At 52.5% G+C, this 16904-nt stretch carries 12 protein-coding genes; 6 read left to right on the forward strand and 6 right to left on the reverse strand.

All coding sequences use genetic code 11. The features are described from left to right. Positions 1 to 9: 9 nt before the first annotated feature. A complete protein-coding gene (locus Q1B27_RS15515) occupies positions 10 to 4137 on the reverse strand; it encodes an AAA family ATPase (RefSeq protein ID WP_299848737.1) in 4128 nt (1375 codons plus the stop codon). Positions 4138 to 4400: 263 nt separating this feature from the next. Here Q1B27_RS15515 and Q1B27_RS15520 point away from each other — a divergent pair, with 263 nt between their 5' ends. From Q1B27_RS15520 to Q1B27_RS15540, 5 genes are all read left to right on the forward strand, one after another. Next, positions 4401 to 5801 (forward strand): hypothetical protein, encoded by a 1401-nt coding sequence (locus Q1B27_RS15520; protein WP_299848738.1) that lies wholly within the window; start codon positions 4401 to 4403, stop codon positions 5799 to 5801. Between the two features lie 409 nt (positions 5802 to 6210). Continuing rightward, positions 6211 to 6426, forward strand: coding sequence for a hypothetical protein (locus Q1B27_RS15525; RefSeq protein WP_299848739.1), 216 nt, complete (start codon positions 6211 to 6213; stop codon positions 6424 to 6426). Then, a complete protein-coding gene (locus tag Q1B27_RS15530; protein WP_299848740.1) occupies positions 6419 to 7846 on the forward strand; it encodes a hypothetical protein in 1428 nt (475 codons plus the stop codon). Before Q1B27_RS15525 ends, Q1B27_RS15530 begins: the two co-directional genes overlap by 8 nt. A gap of 5 nt (positions 7847 to 7851) precedes the next feature. Then, positions 7852 to 9300 (forward strand): hypothetical protein, encoded by a 1449-nt coding sequence (locus Q1B27_RS15535; RefSeq protein WP_299848741.1) that lies wholly within the window; start codon positions 7852 to 7854, stop codon positions 9298 to 9300. A 234-nt stretch (positions 9301 to 9534) separates the two neighbouring features. After that, on the forward strand, positions 9535 to 11094 hold the full coding sequence (locus tag Q1B27_RS15540; protein WP_299848742.1) for an acetolactate synthase large subunit: 1560 nt from the start codon (positions 9535 to 9537) through the stop codon (positions 11092 to 11094). A 280-nt stretch (positions 11095 to 11374) separates the two neighbouring features. Here the strand turns inward: Q1B27_RS15540 and Q1B27_RS15545 are convergent, their stop codons facing one another. The 4 genes from Q1B27_RS15545 to lpdA form a co-directional block, all read right to left on the reverse strand. Next, on the reverse strand, positions 11375 to 11788 hold the full coding sequence (locus Q1B27_RS15545; protein ID WP_299848743.1) for a universal stress protein: 414 nt from the start codon (positions 11786 to 11788) through the stop codon (positions 11375 to 11377). 67 nt (positions 11789 to 11855) lie between these two features. Next, positions 11856 to 13226 (reverse strand): sodium:alanine symporter family protein, encoded by a 1371-nt coding sequence (locus tag Q1B27_RS15550; protein ID WP_299848744.1) that lies wholly within the window; start codon positions 13224 to 13226, stop codon positions 11856 to 11858. Beyond that, positions 13214 to 14194 (reverse strand): lipoyl synthase, encoded by a 981-nt coding sequence (lipA, locus tag Q1B27_RS15555; protein WP_299848745.1) that lies wholly within the window; start codon positions 14192 to 14194, stop codon positions 13214 to 13216. Before lipA ends, Q1B27_RS15550 begins: the two co-directional genes overlap by 13 nt. A gap of 12 nt (positions 14195 to 14206) precedes the next feature. Further along, on the reverse strand, positions 14207 to 15589 hold the full coding sequence (gene lpdA / locus Q1B27_RS15560; protein ID WP_299848746.1) for a dihydrolipoyl dehydrogenase: 1383 nt from the start codon (positions 15587 to 15589) through the stop codon (positions 14207 to 14209). A gap of 171 nt (positions 15590 to 15760) precedes the next feature. On the opposite strand from lpdA, the gene Q1B27_RS15565 reads away from it, so the two are divergent. After that, the gene (locus Q1B27_RS15565) at positions 15761 to 16375 is read left to right on the forward strand and encodes an XRE family transcriptional regulator (RefSeq protein ID WP_299848747.1); all 615 of its coding nucleotides are present in this window, start codon (positions 15761 to 15763) and stop codon (positions 16373 to 16375) included. A gap of 49 nt (positions 16376 to 16424) precedes the next feature. Here the strand turns inward: Q1B27_RS15565 and Q1B27_RS15570 are convergent, their stop codons facing one another. Beyond that, positions 16425 to 16904 carry a protein tyrosine phosphatase family protein gene (locus Q1B27_RS15570; RefSeq protein ID WP_299848748.1) on the reverse strand — a complete coding sequence of 160 codons (480 nt, stop codon included), beginning with the start codon at positions 16902 to 16904 and terminating at the stop codon, positions 16425 to 16427.

The raw sequence follows: 16904 nt of genomic DNA on the forward strand, positions 1-16904 counted from the left end.
GTTAATGCCTCAATTATTATGCAGGGAGAAATCCCCTGACTTTTGGTCGTTTTTGTTCCCGATAGGAATTTCCGTTGTTGTAGAAAGAATTTGATGAACCATCTCACGATCAGTTGGTGCATCGGCCTCTATCCGGTCGAACAACGCGAGGTCGTCCGGAAAATGCCCGTTTTCATCTTCACTGATGAGACCGAGGCGCCGAGCCGAAATCGCGGCCGCAGCGCGCATTTTCAGCCGTGTGGCCTCTGATAGCCCAGATCGCCAATGCCGCACTGCAGCTTTTGATTTGCCGTCAAGCGCCGCAAGATCGCCCATGCAGAGCGATAGATAGGGACGCCCGATCGGATAAATGCGTGCAAAGGTGCGCAACTTGGCCGCCACCGATCTTGCAAGATCAATTGAGGCGGCTCTTTCATCAGCGATGCTGTGCTCAAGCTGGCGCAAACAAGCCTCAAAAACGGCCATAAGTGCAGGAAGTGTTCTGGACTTCATGCCCGATTCCAGATCAGCCATACGTTGACGCGCAACCTCTATCCAAACATCGCCTCTGACTTTGTCACCCTCTTCAAAAGCGGCGGACGCAAGCAACCCCGACCCTTCTGCATAGTGAATAAGCTCAAGCTTTGGAGACGTCGGTGCCAGAATATGTTCAAGCTTTGTCCAGCTTTTCTTGTCATTCACCTTTCGTCCGATCGCCCGATTGCCACGCAACCGACCCAAAAGCGCGCATGCATGCACCTGCATATCATCGCGTTCAAGACTGATCTCTTCCAGCCGTTCGACAAGCGCGTCCCATGTCTCAATATCTTTGAAAGCATGGGTTAGGCTCCACGGTGAACAAATCAACTCGAAACTCACCGCGTGCTCACACCACAGCCGCTGATCACGGATGGCGTTTGCGCTCTCCATCCCATCAAGGAAGTGTCGTTTCGCCCGTTCACAATTAGCCACGGCTATATCGTAAAGGCCCGAAAAAAGGCTGACGCGACTGCTTGCAGAGGGGACATCCACGATCTTTGCAATATCTGCGGCACGTCGCAGGTAATAGGTGGCCTGCTTGCGCAGGGGAATGACCCCGCAGATTGCGCCAAGTCCCGCAGTGTTGACTGCCAAGGATGGTGTAGCAACACCCAATTCAGACGACAGGTTCGCGGCAGACAGCGCCGAGTGCAGAAGTTTGCCCTTTTGGCCGTTGAAATAGAAGATCTGCGTCAGTGTTTCATGCGCCCCGGCCGCCAACTCTGCCCGTTGTTGGCGAGTACTGAAGGTGCGGCTTGCATCGGCATAGGACATCTGAGCCGGATCAGTCTTTCGACGCTGGCGCATTTGACGAAAGATTTGTTTGCCCAGTTCCAGCACCAGACTGCGGCGGCTGCTTGGCAATCGCATCCCCAATTTGGAAAGCCCCTCCCGAAATGCCACCTCTGCTTCGACCATTTTGCCAAGACCTGAATGGGCCTTACCAAGCATCATGAAACATCGCGCATCCCGCATCGTATCTTGGGGCACATCAGGATCAGCAATACGCTCGCAGAACTCCTCAAGTAATGAGATGGCGGCAGCGTTATCGAACTGACGCAACCGAAGCGCGGCCAGTCGCTCGATGTAGATGACAACCTTTGCGGCGTGGCCAGCGCGACGCCAGTGGGTCAACAGCAACGGCAATGTCTCAATATCTTCGGCGGTGGTCTGCGCTTCCATCTCATGGGCAACCGCCGCATGGGTTTCGGCTTTTTGTTCCGATAGCATGCCATCATAGACCAGATCACGAATAATCTGATGCCGGAATTCCAGATCGTTCGGGCAATCCTGATCGAAATGGAACAGACGCAATTCAGTGATGCGCGCTACTGCGGCTTCGATGTCAATGCGGCTCTCGGCAAAGGGCGTGAGGCGCGAAATCATATGACGTTTAAAACGCAACCCGAAAACGCTGGCCGTTTTCAGCACAATCTGGTCCTCGGGCGATAGCGTGTCGATCCGACCCAGGATTGCCGCCTCGAGCAGGTTGGGAAGTTCGGCCAATTCTTTTTCACCGGACTGACCCAAGGTTGTTGCCAGATGGCAAAGCTCTTCTACGAAAAGCGGCACGCCATCGCTGGTCTGAACGATAAAGTTTTGTAGCGAGGCAGAAAAATTGCCTTCACCCAACGCGCGCTGTGCCACGGCAATGACATTTTGCTTGTCCAGTCGTTCCAACGGGATGTGCCGCACTTTATGACCAAACCCGGAAAGATCAGCCAAATCCGCCGCCATCGTCTCGCTTAGCCGCGAGGTAATCAAGACAAGAGCACGCGGGGCGTTGCGAATAACCTCAACCAGCAGCACCTGAGAGCTTCGGTCAAGCCAATGTGCGTCTTCGATCACCAGTACGCGGGTCGTATGATTGAGATGATACAAGATGAGCTTGCACATCAATTTGCGCAGGTTTTCTGCCCGCACATTGCTTGCCATACTGGCGGTTACGCGTGTCTCCGGAAGATTGAGGTCAATCACGTCGTTGACCAGCGGAGCCAATGTCGTGTCGCCAATCGCCGTCTCAAGATTGGATTTCAAGCTGAACAGCGCGACCTCTTTCGAGTCCGTTCGCGACGACAGCCCCAGAAAGCGCCGGAGAATAGCCCGCCACGCGAGATAGGGTGTTTGCCGATCAAGCGCGTCCGCCATCCCGACCACAGTGTGGCGTTCCATGTCTTCGCATTCCGCCCGAACCGATGCCACCAGCGTTGACTTACCAATACCAGCCTCACCATAGATCATTGCCACCTGCACCTGACCCTGGCAGCGTTCAAGCATATTTCCGAGGATCTCGCGCTCTTTGTTGCGCCCAACGATCTCATGGACGACGCGTCCGGGTCGCCGCGACATTTTTTCAGTTGGAACGTAAGCCTGAACTTTCCCTCGTATGCCAGAAAGCTGAAGCGACCAAGGACCTTCGAATCCGATGGACCGCTGGCTGATTTTCTGGGTTTCCTCATCAACCAGAATACGGCCCGTCGCGACATCTCGCAGCCGCGCGGCAAGGTTCGCGGCAGCCCCGATCACTGTATACATCTTGAAATGGGGCGCGCCAAAAGGACCGCAAAACACCCGTCCGGTGGCAATCCCCGCGCAAATCCCGAAATGACCGGTACGTGATCGCGTTTGTAATTCGATCACTGTCGCAATCGCCCGCCAGTCGTCGTTCTTGCTGGCCTGACCCGGCAGACCAAAAGCGGTTTCAATCAAGAGCAGACCGTGCCGCAACTTGATGGATAGAACGACCCCTCCCAGACTTTCCAGAATGCCCTCAACCTCGATCGCTATTGAATTCAGAGTATCAAGGTCATCCGCACCTTCACTGACGTTGATTTCCACGAAAATCAGCGTCAGCTTTCGAACTTCACCCATCCAATCTGCCAGCGCAGAATTCAGCCGCGCACGTACGAGCGGTAGCAAGTAGTCCTGCATCTTGTCGGGATCAGGTTCGGTTTTGACCATATACTCTGCCACCGGTTCGCAGAAGGTCACACCACCTTTCTCAGGACCAAGCAGAGCCAAGGAAGTATCATCGCGCGGCTGGCATTTGAACTGATCCTTAACACGCGCCGCTGCTTGGATCGAAATCAGCGCTTCACCGGGCCGCGCCTCTCTTGAAAGTGTTGCTGCCTCGTCGATAGCGGTGCCCGCTGGCAACAGATGACGTCGTCCATTTTCAAGACCAAGGTGGATAAAATCCAATCGACCCATACCAACCGAAATCCGGACATCCAGTCTGTGCCCATTCACGGTACGCGGGCTGAATTCACGCCGGATATCTGACGCGCAGGCACAACAGGCCAGTAAAGGCTTATCAGCTTCTTGGTTTGTTTGCCGCCATCCAACAATGATTGAATCGCCTTCGTAGTCGAAGATGGTGCCGCCATGCCTGTCGATCACATCTTCAATATCGGCAAAAAAGCTGGTCAACACATCATTGATCTGCTCGGCTCCGGGCTTGCCCAATTTGGCAAGGTGTTCGGTAAGATCTGTAAAGCCTGATATATCGACAATAAGAACAGCGCCATCGAAGCTTTCGACAAACGGGATGTTCTTGTCAGCAAAAGTTGCATGCGACCACTGCAAAAGAATTGGTGGTAGATATTGCGAGGCGGTCATACTCCTCCTCAGCGCCAGAAATAGCTGAAAGATGTGATATTTTCCGGTTGAGCCTAGCACCATCACTCATATCCGCAAAGCTAATGTTTTTGCGACCTGCAACGATTTTTCATGTGCCTCCTATCGACTCTGTGACACGTAGTGGCTGACAGTACTTTGCACACGGGCAAAGCAGCATTGACCACGAAGGCCGCTTCGGTGACGATGGTCGGATCGTTTCTGAAATTTGACTATTCGAATATCCCAATCCCCAGAGGTTTAAGATGTCCCAGCCGTATTCCTATTTTGAAACCGTACATATCGAGTCGATGGATATGATCGACGAAGCGCTGGACGTTTTCTTTCAAAATTTCGATCCCAACCAGCCAACCATCGTTCTGCTTCCGGGCGGGCTTGGCTCTGCTCTGCGTCAATCCCGCTCAGCATTTAACGGATTTCCGCAACCTCCCAGCGCGTTCAGGCGAGTCATCTGGGTCAATATGGGCTTACTTTTCGGTGAAGCGCTGCGATTGCCAATAGATGCAGACGGGTTTGACACAAAACACAAGATTGTCGTGGCTGACGGCGATATAGATTACTGTTTGGTACATCCTTATTCCGACGCGGTCCGCTATTTCCGAGATCATCTATGTGCAAATGTACTTGTGATGGGCTGGGACTGGCGGCGTAAAGTCATGACGTCGGTTGATTATCTGGCTCAAACCCTGACGGAAATGTCTGCCAGGGCGCTGAATATGACTGGTCAAAACATTCTTCAAAACACGCATCTGATCGGGCATAGCATGGGCGGCATGGTCGCCAAACTGCTGATGTCAAGCCAGCCGCATCTGGCAAAAGACCTTCAGGGCATGATCTCAGTCGGCTCACCCTTTTACGGCTATTTTGGCCAGCTTGACCGGTTCTATAACGGCGTCGAATATTTCAATATGCTATACTCCGCCCCCGTTGTCGCAAAGATTACGTCGTCCTGGCCAGGCATGTATAGCCTGCTGCCGATTGATGAAATGACATATGATCATTCGCACAAGGCTATCGGGCTTACCTCTTACCCGGTTGTCGATTCAGAAAGTGGCAAACCGGTCGATCCCTATAGCTCCAGTAGCTTTTCGCGCTATCCAAAGTGGACCCGAACGGGTGAAATTCCCCGAGGCTTTTCTGTACGGCAAGTTCTGGCGGCGCCCCTTCAGGGAAGCCTGGGGGAAAAGGTTTTCCACCTTCGTGTGAATGAAGCGGACACAACGCAATCAAGCGCCATCTGGGAGCCCAAGCTACCACCGCATTACGTACCCGGACATTCGCCATCACCGGTCAAATTCGGGTTGGGCGCGGGCGATGGCACGATACCCGTATGGTCCGCCGCACTTGCATCCACACCCAAAGCCAACATCACTGATTTCGCGACAGGCTCCCACGCGTTCCTGATGGAGGAGCCTGAAATACTCGCAAAAATCGCAAACATAATTACCGGCAAAACCGTTGATGCGAGCGCGATCGAGGAACTTCTGACACCACGTGAAGATTTTGCCACACCGGACGAAACCGCGGCGATCATCCTTGGCATTCAATCCGGTGAAATCACACCATCCCGACCTTATGATCCAGATGGTAAGCTTATAGTGCCCCCCAACGTCCTGCGCCGCATGATGGCTGATTACGGTCTCTAGTCGCAGCTTGAAGTTACGTTCACGCGAGCCTGTCGTTGAGAAATTATCAAGTTACATTCCCTGCGCACGAGAAAATGCTTGTGATCAGCGGCCTACCCATTGATCCAAACCAGTGAGGACGAAGTGACCGCGCTGAGAGGGGGCGGCAAAGGCAGCTACCTGTCTGTTTGAACCTATTCCGAAAAGCTCTCGAAAGGCTCTGAAAACATTTTTCTTACACAAACCGTTCGCGCCGAGACCGCCGCCAAATCATCAACTCTTCAAAGAGTCTTCAAATTTTCGCCACAGTACTACGTTCTTTTGACCGTGTTTACGAAACACAAATGGATGTGCCTGCATATTTGAAAGGCGGGGCCAATTGCCACCGCGAGATCATCACGCGCATTTCAAACACAAAAGCGGAGTTAGTATGAAACAAGTTGCAATTTCCAGCCTGAGTGGGGCGATCTTGTTCGCGGCATCCGCAGCACCGGCTTTGGCCTACATTGATCCGATCACGGGCAGCATCATTATTCAGACTATTGTTGGAGGTTTGGCCGCCGGCGCGGTTGCCATACGTTCCGTACGTGAAAAAATCATGGCTCCGTTCAAATCCAAGAAGCAAGACGACGCCGAAAATGCGTGACACGACAGCGGCGCCCGAAAGGGACGCGGGATCATTTCGTGACCCAAACGGCTATGTTTTCTTGAATGAAGGCCGTGTCTTTCGCGCGATCATGCCGGCAATGCATCAGCAGTTTGCAACCATTTACGATAGTGGCATCATTTCGCGACTAGCCAAGCAAGGCTTTATGATTGCCTGCGAACGTGTCGACGCGGACGAATTTACTCTGGCCAACTATACCGGGGCACGTGGTGAGACCGCCGCCGCGCTATACGAGCACCCCAAGGTGCCAATGGTCAGCTACCCCTATGAATGGACCTTCTCGCAGCTGAAAGCAGCCGCGCTTGCCCATCTGGACTTACAGATCGCCGCATTCGAAGAAGGCTACGTGCTTTCGGACGCCACGGCCTATAATATGCAGTTTGTGGAGGGCAGGCCGATCCACATTGATGTGCTGTCCATCCAGCAATATGAAGAGGGCAAACCCTGGAACGGCTACAATCAATTCTGCCGTCAGTTTCTGTTGCCGCTTCTGTTAGAGGCTTGGGGCGGTGTGTCATATCAGGCGATGTATCGTGGTTCGATTGACGGTATCCCCTTTGCCGATGCGCTGTCGATCCTGCCCAAACATCGATTGTTTTCCAGCTTGACCGGATTTCTGCATGTGTACCTGCACGGGCGATCCATTACCTCTGCGTCCTCCGCCAAATTCAACGACAAAACCAGGAAAGCCGCAGCCGTCAGCAAAAGCAACTATCTCGCGATACTCAAACAACTGCACGGCTTCCTAACCGATTTGCAGAGTAAGAAGCGATCCGAAACCTACTGGAATAGCTATGCGTCAAAAAACAGTTATTCCGATGACATGCGCGACACCAAGTTACACTTTGTCCGCGATTGGGCAGCCCAGGTAAAACCCAATCTTATCTGGGATATTGGTGGGAACACAGGTGACTTTTCCATGGCCGCGATTGAGGCGGGCGCGAAAAGCTCCATCGTACTCGATAGTGATTTGGATTCGTTGGAGGCGCTTTTCAACACTCGGACGCAACGCGGAGCTCCGATCTTGCCACTGGCAATGAATCTTTCGGATCCCTCATCGGACATCGGTTGGAGGCAATCGGAACGTAAGGGGTTGATGTCGCGTGCAAACGCCGACGGTGTTATTGCGTTGGCCGTGATCCATCATTTGGTCATCGGTGCGAACCTTCCATTCGACGAAGTCGTCAATTGGTTCCTTGATCTTGCTCCGGAAGGTATCATCGAATTTGTTCCCAAGCGCGACCCGATGGTGCGACAGCTTTTGGAAATGCGCCCGGACATGTTCCCAGATTATACCGAAGAACGGTTCAGAGAGCTTGTGAGCATGCGTAAGAAAATTGTCAGTGAGCATGTTTTTGACAGCAATGGCCGCCTGCTGGTGTCCTACAGCGATCACTGATTACCATGCGGCATGATTTGATTGCGATAGGCTTGCTTTGGGCAGCGATGCCGGTCACGCATCTGCTGGACTTGGGCTATACTTTCTTCGCCTTTGAGGTGTGGGCGATGTCCGCCCTTTTCCTGATAACGGGATCAGCTTTGGCCTATGGATTTGGCAAGCTTGGGCTACAATCCGTTCTGGTCGCTGCCTCGCTTTTCTTATTGATCTGTATCTACTTCCTCGACACATCCGGCTTGCAAATCGCCTGGTTGGTGGTGCTGTTTGCGGCACTCTACATGCTGCACCGCAAGGTCGGCAGGCGGACCTTGCCCGTCATAAGCACCTTTGCCGTGATCTTTAGCTTGTCGAACGTGGTCCTGCCCAAGACAGATCCTTTCGCCACAACAAAGAGTCAGCCATTCGAGGCAGGAGAGCCGCGAAACGCGTTGCTGCACATCATCCTGGACGAACAAGCATCCCTTGATGCAATGGCACATACGATACCCCCGCAGCATCCGGCATTGTCGATCTATGAGGATTATGCGCAACGCGGATTTAAAACATATCGCACCGTTCGCTCCGTGCACTACCATACGAACCAGTCGTTGCCCAATCTCGTGTCGCTGAACGGCGATACCGAAAATCTTGCTCCTTTTGAGCCCGACGATGATCACATTTTATCGGTACGGCAGAACCCGCAGATTCAGGAATTGGTTGCGCAAGGATACCGTGTTCGGGTGAGACAAAGCTCGTACCTGGATTTTTGCGTGGGCGTACCCAACATTGATTGTCGCTCCTATCCGATCCGCGACATGAGCGTTTTCCAGACCTCAGACCTGGGTCTTGATGCACGGCTTTTGACCGCATTCCTCGCGATATCACGCGATTACAGGAACCCTCAAAGTGGTCGCTATATTGGAGCGTACAAGGCCATCAGCAATGCCCTCTATACCCCTGTAAAAAGCTACCGCTATTTATCGTGGCCGATGAAAACACTTGAAGCAATTGAACTTTTGGAAACGGAGTTGCAAGAAATTCAGCCAGGGGATGCATTTATTGCCCACCTCCTGTTGCCGCATTTTCCTTATATTCTGAGTTCTGATTGCAAACCTCAAACACCAAACAGATGGGCCTATCCGGTGCGCCAAGGCCCAAAGCAAAACCTGCAGGACATTCACATGGCCTATTGGGATCAGACGGCCTGTTCACACAGGAAGATCATGCAACTACTTGATGCAATCGCAGATAAACCGTTCGTATCCGTTATGATTCATGGCGACCATGGCGCTCGATTTCAAACCGAAACAGACGCCGCATCAGAGGAGGACGATCTGGACACGTTTCTAATGGTTGGAAACTCAAATACCCTGTCGGATCCAGCGACCGACGAGCTTTCGCTACAAGAAATTTTCGCCAAAGAGTTTGATAGTTTCCTTGACACAAACCGATTGCAGGATTTGAGGTTAAATTGAATGCAAGCCACGACCGACTGAAATCGACCGAGCAATAAACCAGCAACCGAACAAAGCGATGGTTCGGTCGGACACATCAAGGCAAGCGTTTGTGCGCGTCGAAGCAACTTGCACGATCGGGCTATTGAAACGACATGGCTGATATATCAGGAGCCGATACTCGCAGAGGTTTTCACTTACACTTGGATCATCTGTCCCTTAGACTTCGCCGAAATCTGTGTGAACGGTGAATAAATGAACGGCGCGGAATCGTTAGTCAAAACTTTCATTCATAGTGGTTTGGATACAGTCTTTGCCAATCCTGGTACGTCTGAAATGCACTTCGTCGCGGCCCTTGATGAGCACCCCGAGATAAATTGCGTTCTATGCCTGTTCGAAGGTGGAACGACTGGCGCCGCAGATGGCTATTATCGTATGAAACAAGACGTCGCGGGCACACTTCTGCACCTTGCACCAGGATTTGGTAACGCTTTTGCAAACTTGCATAATGCGCGGAAATCCGGATCCGGAATCGTGAACGTGGTAGGGGACCACGCGACCCATCACCTGCGATACGAAAGCCCTCTCAAAGGTGACATTGTCGGAATAAGTCAGGCCGTGAGTCATTGGACGCGGGTGTCTAGTGATGCGAAAGGCATTGCTGCTGATGGTGCTGCGGCGATCCAGGCCGCCCGATCCCAAAACGGTCAGCTTGCAACGCTGATCCTGCCGGCCGACACGGCGTGGAACCCTGCCATTGGCCCCGTGACAACAAATCTACCACTTCAACACCTTCATCGCCCATCCACCGAAGATATCGAAGCGGCAGCCGCGCGGTTGAAAACCCACAACGCGGCTCTGATGATCGGAGGGCCCGCACTTTTTGGTCAGCTTCGCGACATGGCCGGTAAAATTTCTGCGGCAACCGGTTGTCGGTTGCTGGCCGACACCCTGATCCCTCGCATTTCAAAAGGCGCAGGGGCCACGAAATTAGATCAACTTGTCTATCCAATAGCGCCCAAAATCGCACAACTTGAACACACCTCTTCGATCACCTTGCTAGGTACCGACAGACCAGTTGCATTCTTTGCCTATCCGAACAAACCAAGCGTTCCCGAGCCTGCGGACTGTACGATAACAGACCTTTGCGCCCCTACGGATGACATCGCCTGGACGCTTCAGTCATTGGCAGATGCGGTTGGTGTTTCGAACAAAACACAGCCCAAAAGATATGCTCTCGACCTACCTTCAATTCCAAGCGGGCAGCTTACCTTGGAAAAGGTCGGCCTAGCCCTGGCCGCTCTAATTCCAGAGCACGCTATCCTTTGCAATGAATCCGTAACCTCCGGCTTTCATGTTATTCCACCCATCACAACGGCGCGGTCGCATGATTTGCTTACGGGAACAGGTGGTGCCATCGGACTTTGCCTGCCCTGCGCGACCGGTGCCGCAATCGCTTGTCCGAACAGAAAAGTCATCGCGCTCACGGGTGATGGCTCCGCCATGTACACACTACAATCTTTGTGGACCATGGCGAGTGAGAGCCTTGACGTCACCGTGGTCGTTTTTGCCAACCGCGGATATCAGATACTGCGAGACGAGCTTGCAAATGTCGGCGTTGAGAGTTTTGGCCAGAACGCTCAGGCTATGTTTGATGTAGACAATCCAACGCTTGATTGGGTCTCGTTGGCCAAAGGGCATGGGGTTCCAGGAACACGCGTTGACGATATGGAGAGTTTTGTTAGATCATTGTCTGCGGGGCTGTCTAGTGAGGGTCCATCCCTAATCGAAGTGGTTTGCCCCTCAGCAGCTTGAAAACAAATCTATAGTGAAATTTCATCGCCAAACCTCGCCATTGGCTGCAAGTGACGGTGAAAAGAAGCCGTTCGATAAATCAAACTCAACTCAGTAGATGCTGAGTTATTAGTGGCAAATTCCGACAACGTTGAGTAAGAAAAATATTCAACATACGAACCAACAAAAATAACAGCGCTGAACCAGATCGGTTCACCCAGTGGAAATCTTGAAATTCTTGATACCCGCCTGTCGAGAACCGACCACTGATTCAGCGCGATTATGAAGTTTGTCGGTTCACCTAGTCTCGAATGACCATAACCGTACAATGTGCATTTCGCACAACGCGCGCCAAGTTGGGACCGATCTCATAGTTCGGAAAATCACCTTTCGAAGAGGCCATAACAATCATGTCAAAGCCCTCTTTATGCGCAAGCTTCAAAACCTCGCGGTATACGCTCCCTTCTTCGATATGTATTTGAAGGTCAGTCGCCCCGTTATGATCCAAAACCTTCTGAACAGTGTTTCGAACGTGATCTTTCGCTCCTGCACCGTAATTCGCGGGCAGGTTTGGCAGTAGGATAATTTCCGGTATTACCGAAACCACATGAAGCTCGGCCCGGTAGAATTTCGCTTGTTCTATCGCCACAGGAAGCGCGGATTTCCAGGACCGTTCATCTGTATGATCAATCGGCAAAAGAATTTTAGTTGCCATCTTCTTATCTCCTCGAAGAGTGTTTTGAACGGGACGTCAGAGGGCCTTGCCGGCCCCCTGATCCAGTTTATTCAGTAGCGCCGCCTGGCTCTTCTGTTTTGCCGCCAGAGGCAAAAAACTCACGTGTCAGTTTGAAAACAATCGGGCTAAGTAGCGCCAGTGCGATCAGATTGGGGATCGCCATCATGGCATTCAGCGTATCAGCCAACAGCCAGATAAAGCCAAGGTCTGCGGTCGCGCCGAAGTAGATCATCGCGATCCACAACACGCGGTAAGGCATCAGAGCTTTGGCTCCAAAGAAGAAGCCTATGCATTTCTCACCGTAGAACGACCAACCAAGGATTGTAGTGAAGGCAAAGATCGACAGGGCAACGGCGATGAGCGAGCCGCCGAGACCGGGCAGCGAAATCTCGAACGCATGTGCGGTCAAGGCTGCACCGGATTCTCCTGAAGTCCAGGCGCCAGATGCGATGATTGCAAGACCGGTGATTGAGCAGACGATGATGGTGTCGATGAACGTACCCAGCATTGCGACCAGACCCTGATTAACAGGGCCTTTGGTTGAAGCGGCGGCATGTGCGATCGGCGCTGAACCAAGGCCCGCTTCGTTCGAGAATACACCACGTGCCACACCAAACCGGATCGCAGCCCAAACTGCGGCACCTGCAAAGCCACCTTCGGCCGCTGATGGCGTAAAGGCATGGGTAAAGACCAAACTCAGCGCGTTACCAATGCCACCGATATTGATCAAAAGAACCAGCAAACCAGCCAGAATATAAGCCACAGCCATAAACGGAACCAGCTTCCCGGCGACGGCACCGATCCGGCTGATACCTCCAAGAATGACAGCAGCGGTCAGAACCATCAGGATGACCCCCGTGACCGATGTGTTGACACCGAAATTCGATTCCAGAACGCTGGCAACACCATTGGCCTGCACACCGTTACCGATACCAAATGCCGCAATGGCTCCGAAAAGGGCAAATGCTGGCGCCAGCCAATACCACTTCTTGTCGAGGCCGTTTTTGATATAGTACATCGGGCCGCCGACGAAATTACCCAGTTCATCGGTTTCGCGGTACTTTACCGCGCAGACGGCTTCGGCGTATTTCGTGGCCATACCGACAAGGGCGGTCATCCACATCCAGAAAAGCGCACCAGGACCACCGAGGAATACGGCCGTTGCCACACCTGCGATGTTACCGGTACCGATGGTCGCCGAGAGCGAGGTCATCAACGCGTTGAATGGGCTGATCTGCCCATCGCCTTGTTCCTCACGACCGCTAAACAATAGCCTGAAGCCAGTGCCCAGCTTTAGGATCGGCATGAATTTCAACCCGACCTGCAGGAAGAATCCTACACCCAGGATCAGAACCAGCATCAAGGGTCCCCAAACAACCCCGTTTATCTGTCCCACTATGTTATTTAACGCTTCCATGGTGTTCCTCCCAATTGCGTCTGGTTAAGCCCCTTGGCCAACGCCTGCTGGCGAGCCACTTTCAGGGCGGAAAAATCTTCGTCTGCATGAAAAGACGAACGTGTCATTGGTGTTGCGGAGACGCCCAGAAACCCCTTGCTACGTGCAATCCGCTCCAGCTGAGAAAATTCTTCTGGCGTCCAGAACCGATCAATCGGATGATGCTTTGGCGTCGGTTGCAGATACTGTCCAACCGTCAAAAAATCGACACCAGCGGCCCGAAGATCGTCCATCACCTGGCGGACATCGTTAAGTGTCTCACCCAATCCTACCATCAATCCCGATTTTGTGAAAATTTCCGGATTGGTCTGCTTGGCGTCATCCAAAAGGCGCAAGGAAGTGTAATAGCGCGCACCAGGCCGCACATTAGGATAAAGATGTGGAACGGTTTCGAGATTGTGATTGAACACATCCGGTGCGGCTTCAAATACTTGCTGCGCCGCAGCACCCTTGCCCAAAAAATCAGGGGTTAAAACCTCAATCGTGGTCTCGGGTGTCTGATGCCGGACGGCGCGAATGGTTTGGGCAATATGGGCTGCACCCCCATCTTCCAAATCATCGCGATCCACACTGGTGATTACCACATGACGCAGGCCCAACTTTTTGACCGCTGTCGCAACGCGTCCCGGCTCAAACAAATCCAGGGCATCGGGGCGACCGGTGGCCACGTTGCAGAAAGAACAGCCCCGGGTACAAACCTCGCCCATGATCATCATGGTGGCGTGACGTTTGGACCAACATTCACCGATATTGGGGCAAGCGGCCTCTTCGCAAACGGTCACCAGGTCATGATCACGCATCAGACGCCGGGTCTCATTATAGGTCGCGCTTTCTATCTTTTTTCGGCGAACCCACTTTGGTTTACGTGGAATCGCACTGTCGGCTTTCTTTGCTTTCTCCGGGTGACGGAGGCGAAGTTGCACTGTCATTGCGCTACTCCCTCAAGCGTGGATCGCGCGATCTAGCGCATCAAGGCAGGCTTCTTTGACCGCTTCGCCCATGGCAGGATGGGCGTGACAGGTGCGGGCCACCTCCTCTACAGTGGCGTCTTTCGTCATCGCCAGCACGAGCTCGGCAATCAGGTCACCGCCATGTGCACCACAAATATGTGCGCCAAGGAATTTACCGCCAGGGCCAACCAGCACCTTTACCGCGCCGTCGGTCTCTCCCGATGATCGGGCCCGTGAATTTGCCATGAAGGCGAACTTGCCAACAGTGTAGGTTGTTCCGGCCGCTTTCAATGCTTCTTCGGTTGCGCCGACCGATGCAACCTCGGGGTCTGTATAGACAACGCCGGGAACCGTGTTGTAGTCGACATGCCCTTTCAGGCCCGCTAGCGTTTCGACACAGGCAACGCCATCTTCCTCGGCTTTGTGCGCCAGCATCGGACCCGGTACGCAATCACCAATCGCATAGATGCCAGGAACGGATGTCTGAAACGCGCTATCAACCTGAATAAACCCGCGCAGATCCATTGCAACACCCAAGGCGTCCAACCCCAGCCCACGTGTAACCGGCCTGCGGCCAATTGAGATCAGCACCTTGTCGGCCTCAAGGCTCTCTTCGGTGTCTTTGGCAACTCGGTTCAGCGACAGTTTCAGGCCGCTGTCGGTTTTGGTAACCGATTTCAAAGCCCGGCCAAGTTGAAATTTCAAGCCGCGCTTGGACAGGGCGCGCTGTGTCAGCTTGGCAATTTCGCCATCAATACCGGGCAGGATACGATCCAGGTATTCAACGACGGTCACTTTGACTCCAAGCCGCGACCAGACCTGCCCCAATTCTAGACCGATGACCCCCGCCCCGATAACAACCAACTCATCAGGCACTTCAGTCAGCGCCAAAGCACCAGTGCTGCTCAGTACATCAATCTCGTCGATTTCTATTCCCGGCAAGGGTGTTGGTTCCGACCCCGTAGCGATCACGATATTTTTTGCGCTCAGCTTCTGCTCGCCAACCCGAACCCGTCCTGACGCCGGTATGCTGGCCCAGCCTGTGATCAAATCCACATTGTTTTTGTCAAAGAGAAATTTGATACCTTTGGTCAGATCCCCGACGATCTTGTCTTTTCGAACCATCATTGCGGATACATCCAAATGGCTCTCCGCGACAGAGATACCATGCGCCGACAGATGCGAAAGCTCTGCATATTTCGCCGAAGAAGTCAGCAGCGCTTTGGATGGAATACAACCAACGTTAAGGCAGGTGCCTCCCAGCGCACCACGCCCTTCAATACAAGCAACCTTCATGCCCAATTGCGCGGCCCGGATCGCTGCGACATAGCCGCCGGGTCCACCACCAATAACGATCAGATCATAATCAGACATGATTTTCTCCGAAGTAAATTTGGATTGATATCGAAAGTGCGTACCGTTTTGCTTTCTTAATGTCGCGTATAGGAAACTTTTTCCCTTAAATCAACATATGAATCAAAAAAGAAATTTTGACCATAAATGGCTCACGGGCTAAGCTCTCTGAAAAACAGGAGAATTTACGCTATGGAACCCGTCCAGGCAGAAGACGCAGGGATCACAGTTGAGGCTATCGAAGCCCCAGATGGCGAAATTCTTGGAAAAATGATTCGGGATGCCCGAAAGGAAAAAGGCCTGACCTTGGAAGAGGCGGCAAAAGCAGCAGCGATCGGTCGCTCAACCCTATCCAAGATCGAAAACAATCAAACCCGGCCCAGCTTTGAAATTATACGCCGTCTGATGCAGACGTTGGAACTGGAAACTCCGCAACTATTTTTACAATCCGCAAAAAGCGATATTTCCGGCCGTCGTGACTATACCCGAACCGGCGATGGTGAACATCAAGCCACGCGCACCTATGATCATGAGTTATTATGTACCGAACTGACCAGCAAACGCATGCTGCCTTACATCAGCACAATCAAGGCGCGCGATGTGACAGAATTTGATTCCTGGGTTCGACACCAAGGAGAAGAATTCATGTATGTCATCAGCGGTTCCGTAATACTGTATACGGAACACTATCGCCCCCTAACGATGAATGCGGGGGATTCCGTCTACTACGATAGCGGCATGGGGCATGGCTGCATCTCAACCAGTCATGAGGATGCAAAAGTACTATGGGTGTCCCTCGGAAATTGACGCTGACGTTTTCGCGGCAACGGTAAGCATTGTTGTTCTGTCTGATGCTTTAGTAGTCATCACCAGAATAACGATTGGGCAGATCCAGCGCGTCCTCATTGCCAATAAATTTCGCCCATACTCCCCCAGGGCGCCAAATACCGTCCATTATCGCAAAAGCAACCTCTTCAGAACCGCCAATTCCTGACTTCGCATAGCGATAAAAAAAGGCCGATACACGGGCGTTGTAGATGCAATGCACGTGAACAGTTTGATCTTTTACTTTTTCAAGCGCGTTACAGAATTCGGCAAAGTCAGCATCTGTCGGATTTTCAAAATCTACCGGGATATAGATGTATTCCATGCCCAGCTCAGCAACAGATCCGGCTTCGTCTTCTAGTGCACCATCATTTGAATGCGGCCCAAGATTGATAACGTGGGTGATGCCCATGTCCCTAATGTTTATCAACTGTTCTTCGGTTGGCTGACCAGATAGCGTGATGTTCTTGTCAAAGCGCCGCCAATTGATGATTTCAGGCAAATCTCTCAT

Source organism: uncultured Roseovarius sp., from assembly GCF_947489715.1.
Lineage (GTDB): Bacteria > Pseudomonadota > Alphaproteobacteria > Rhodobacterales > Rhodobacteraceae > Roseovarius.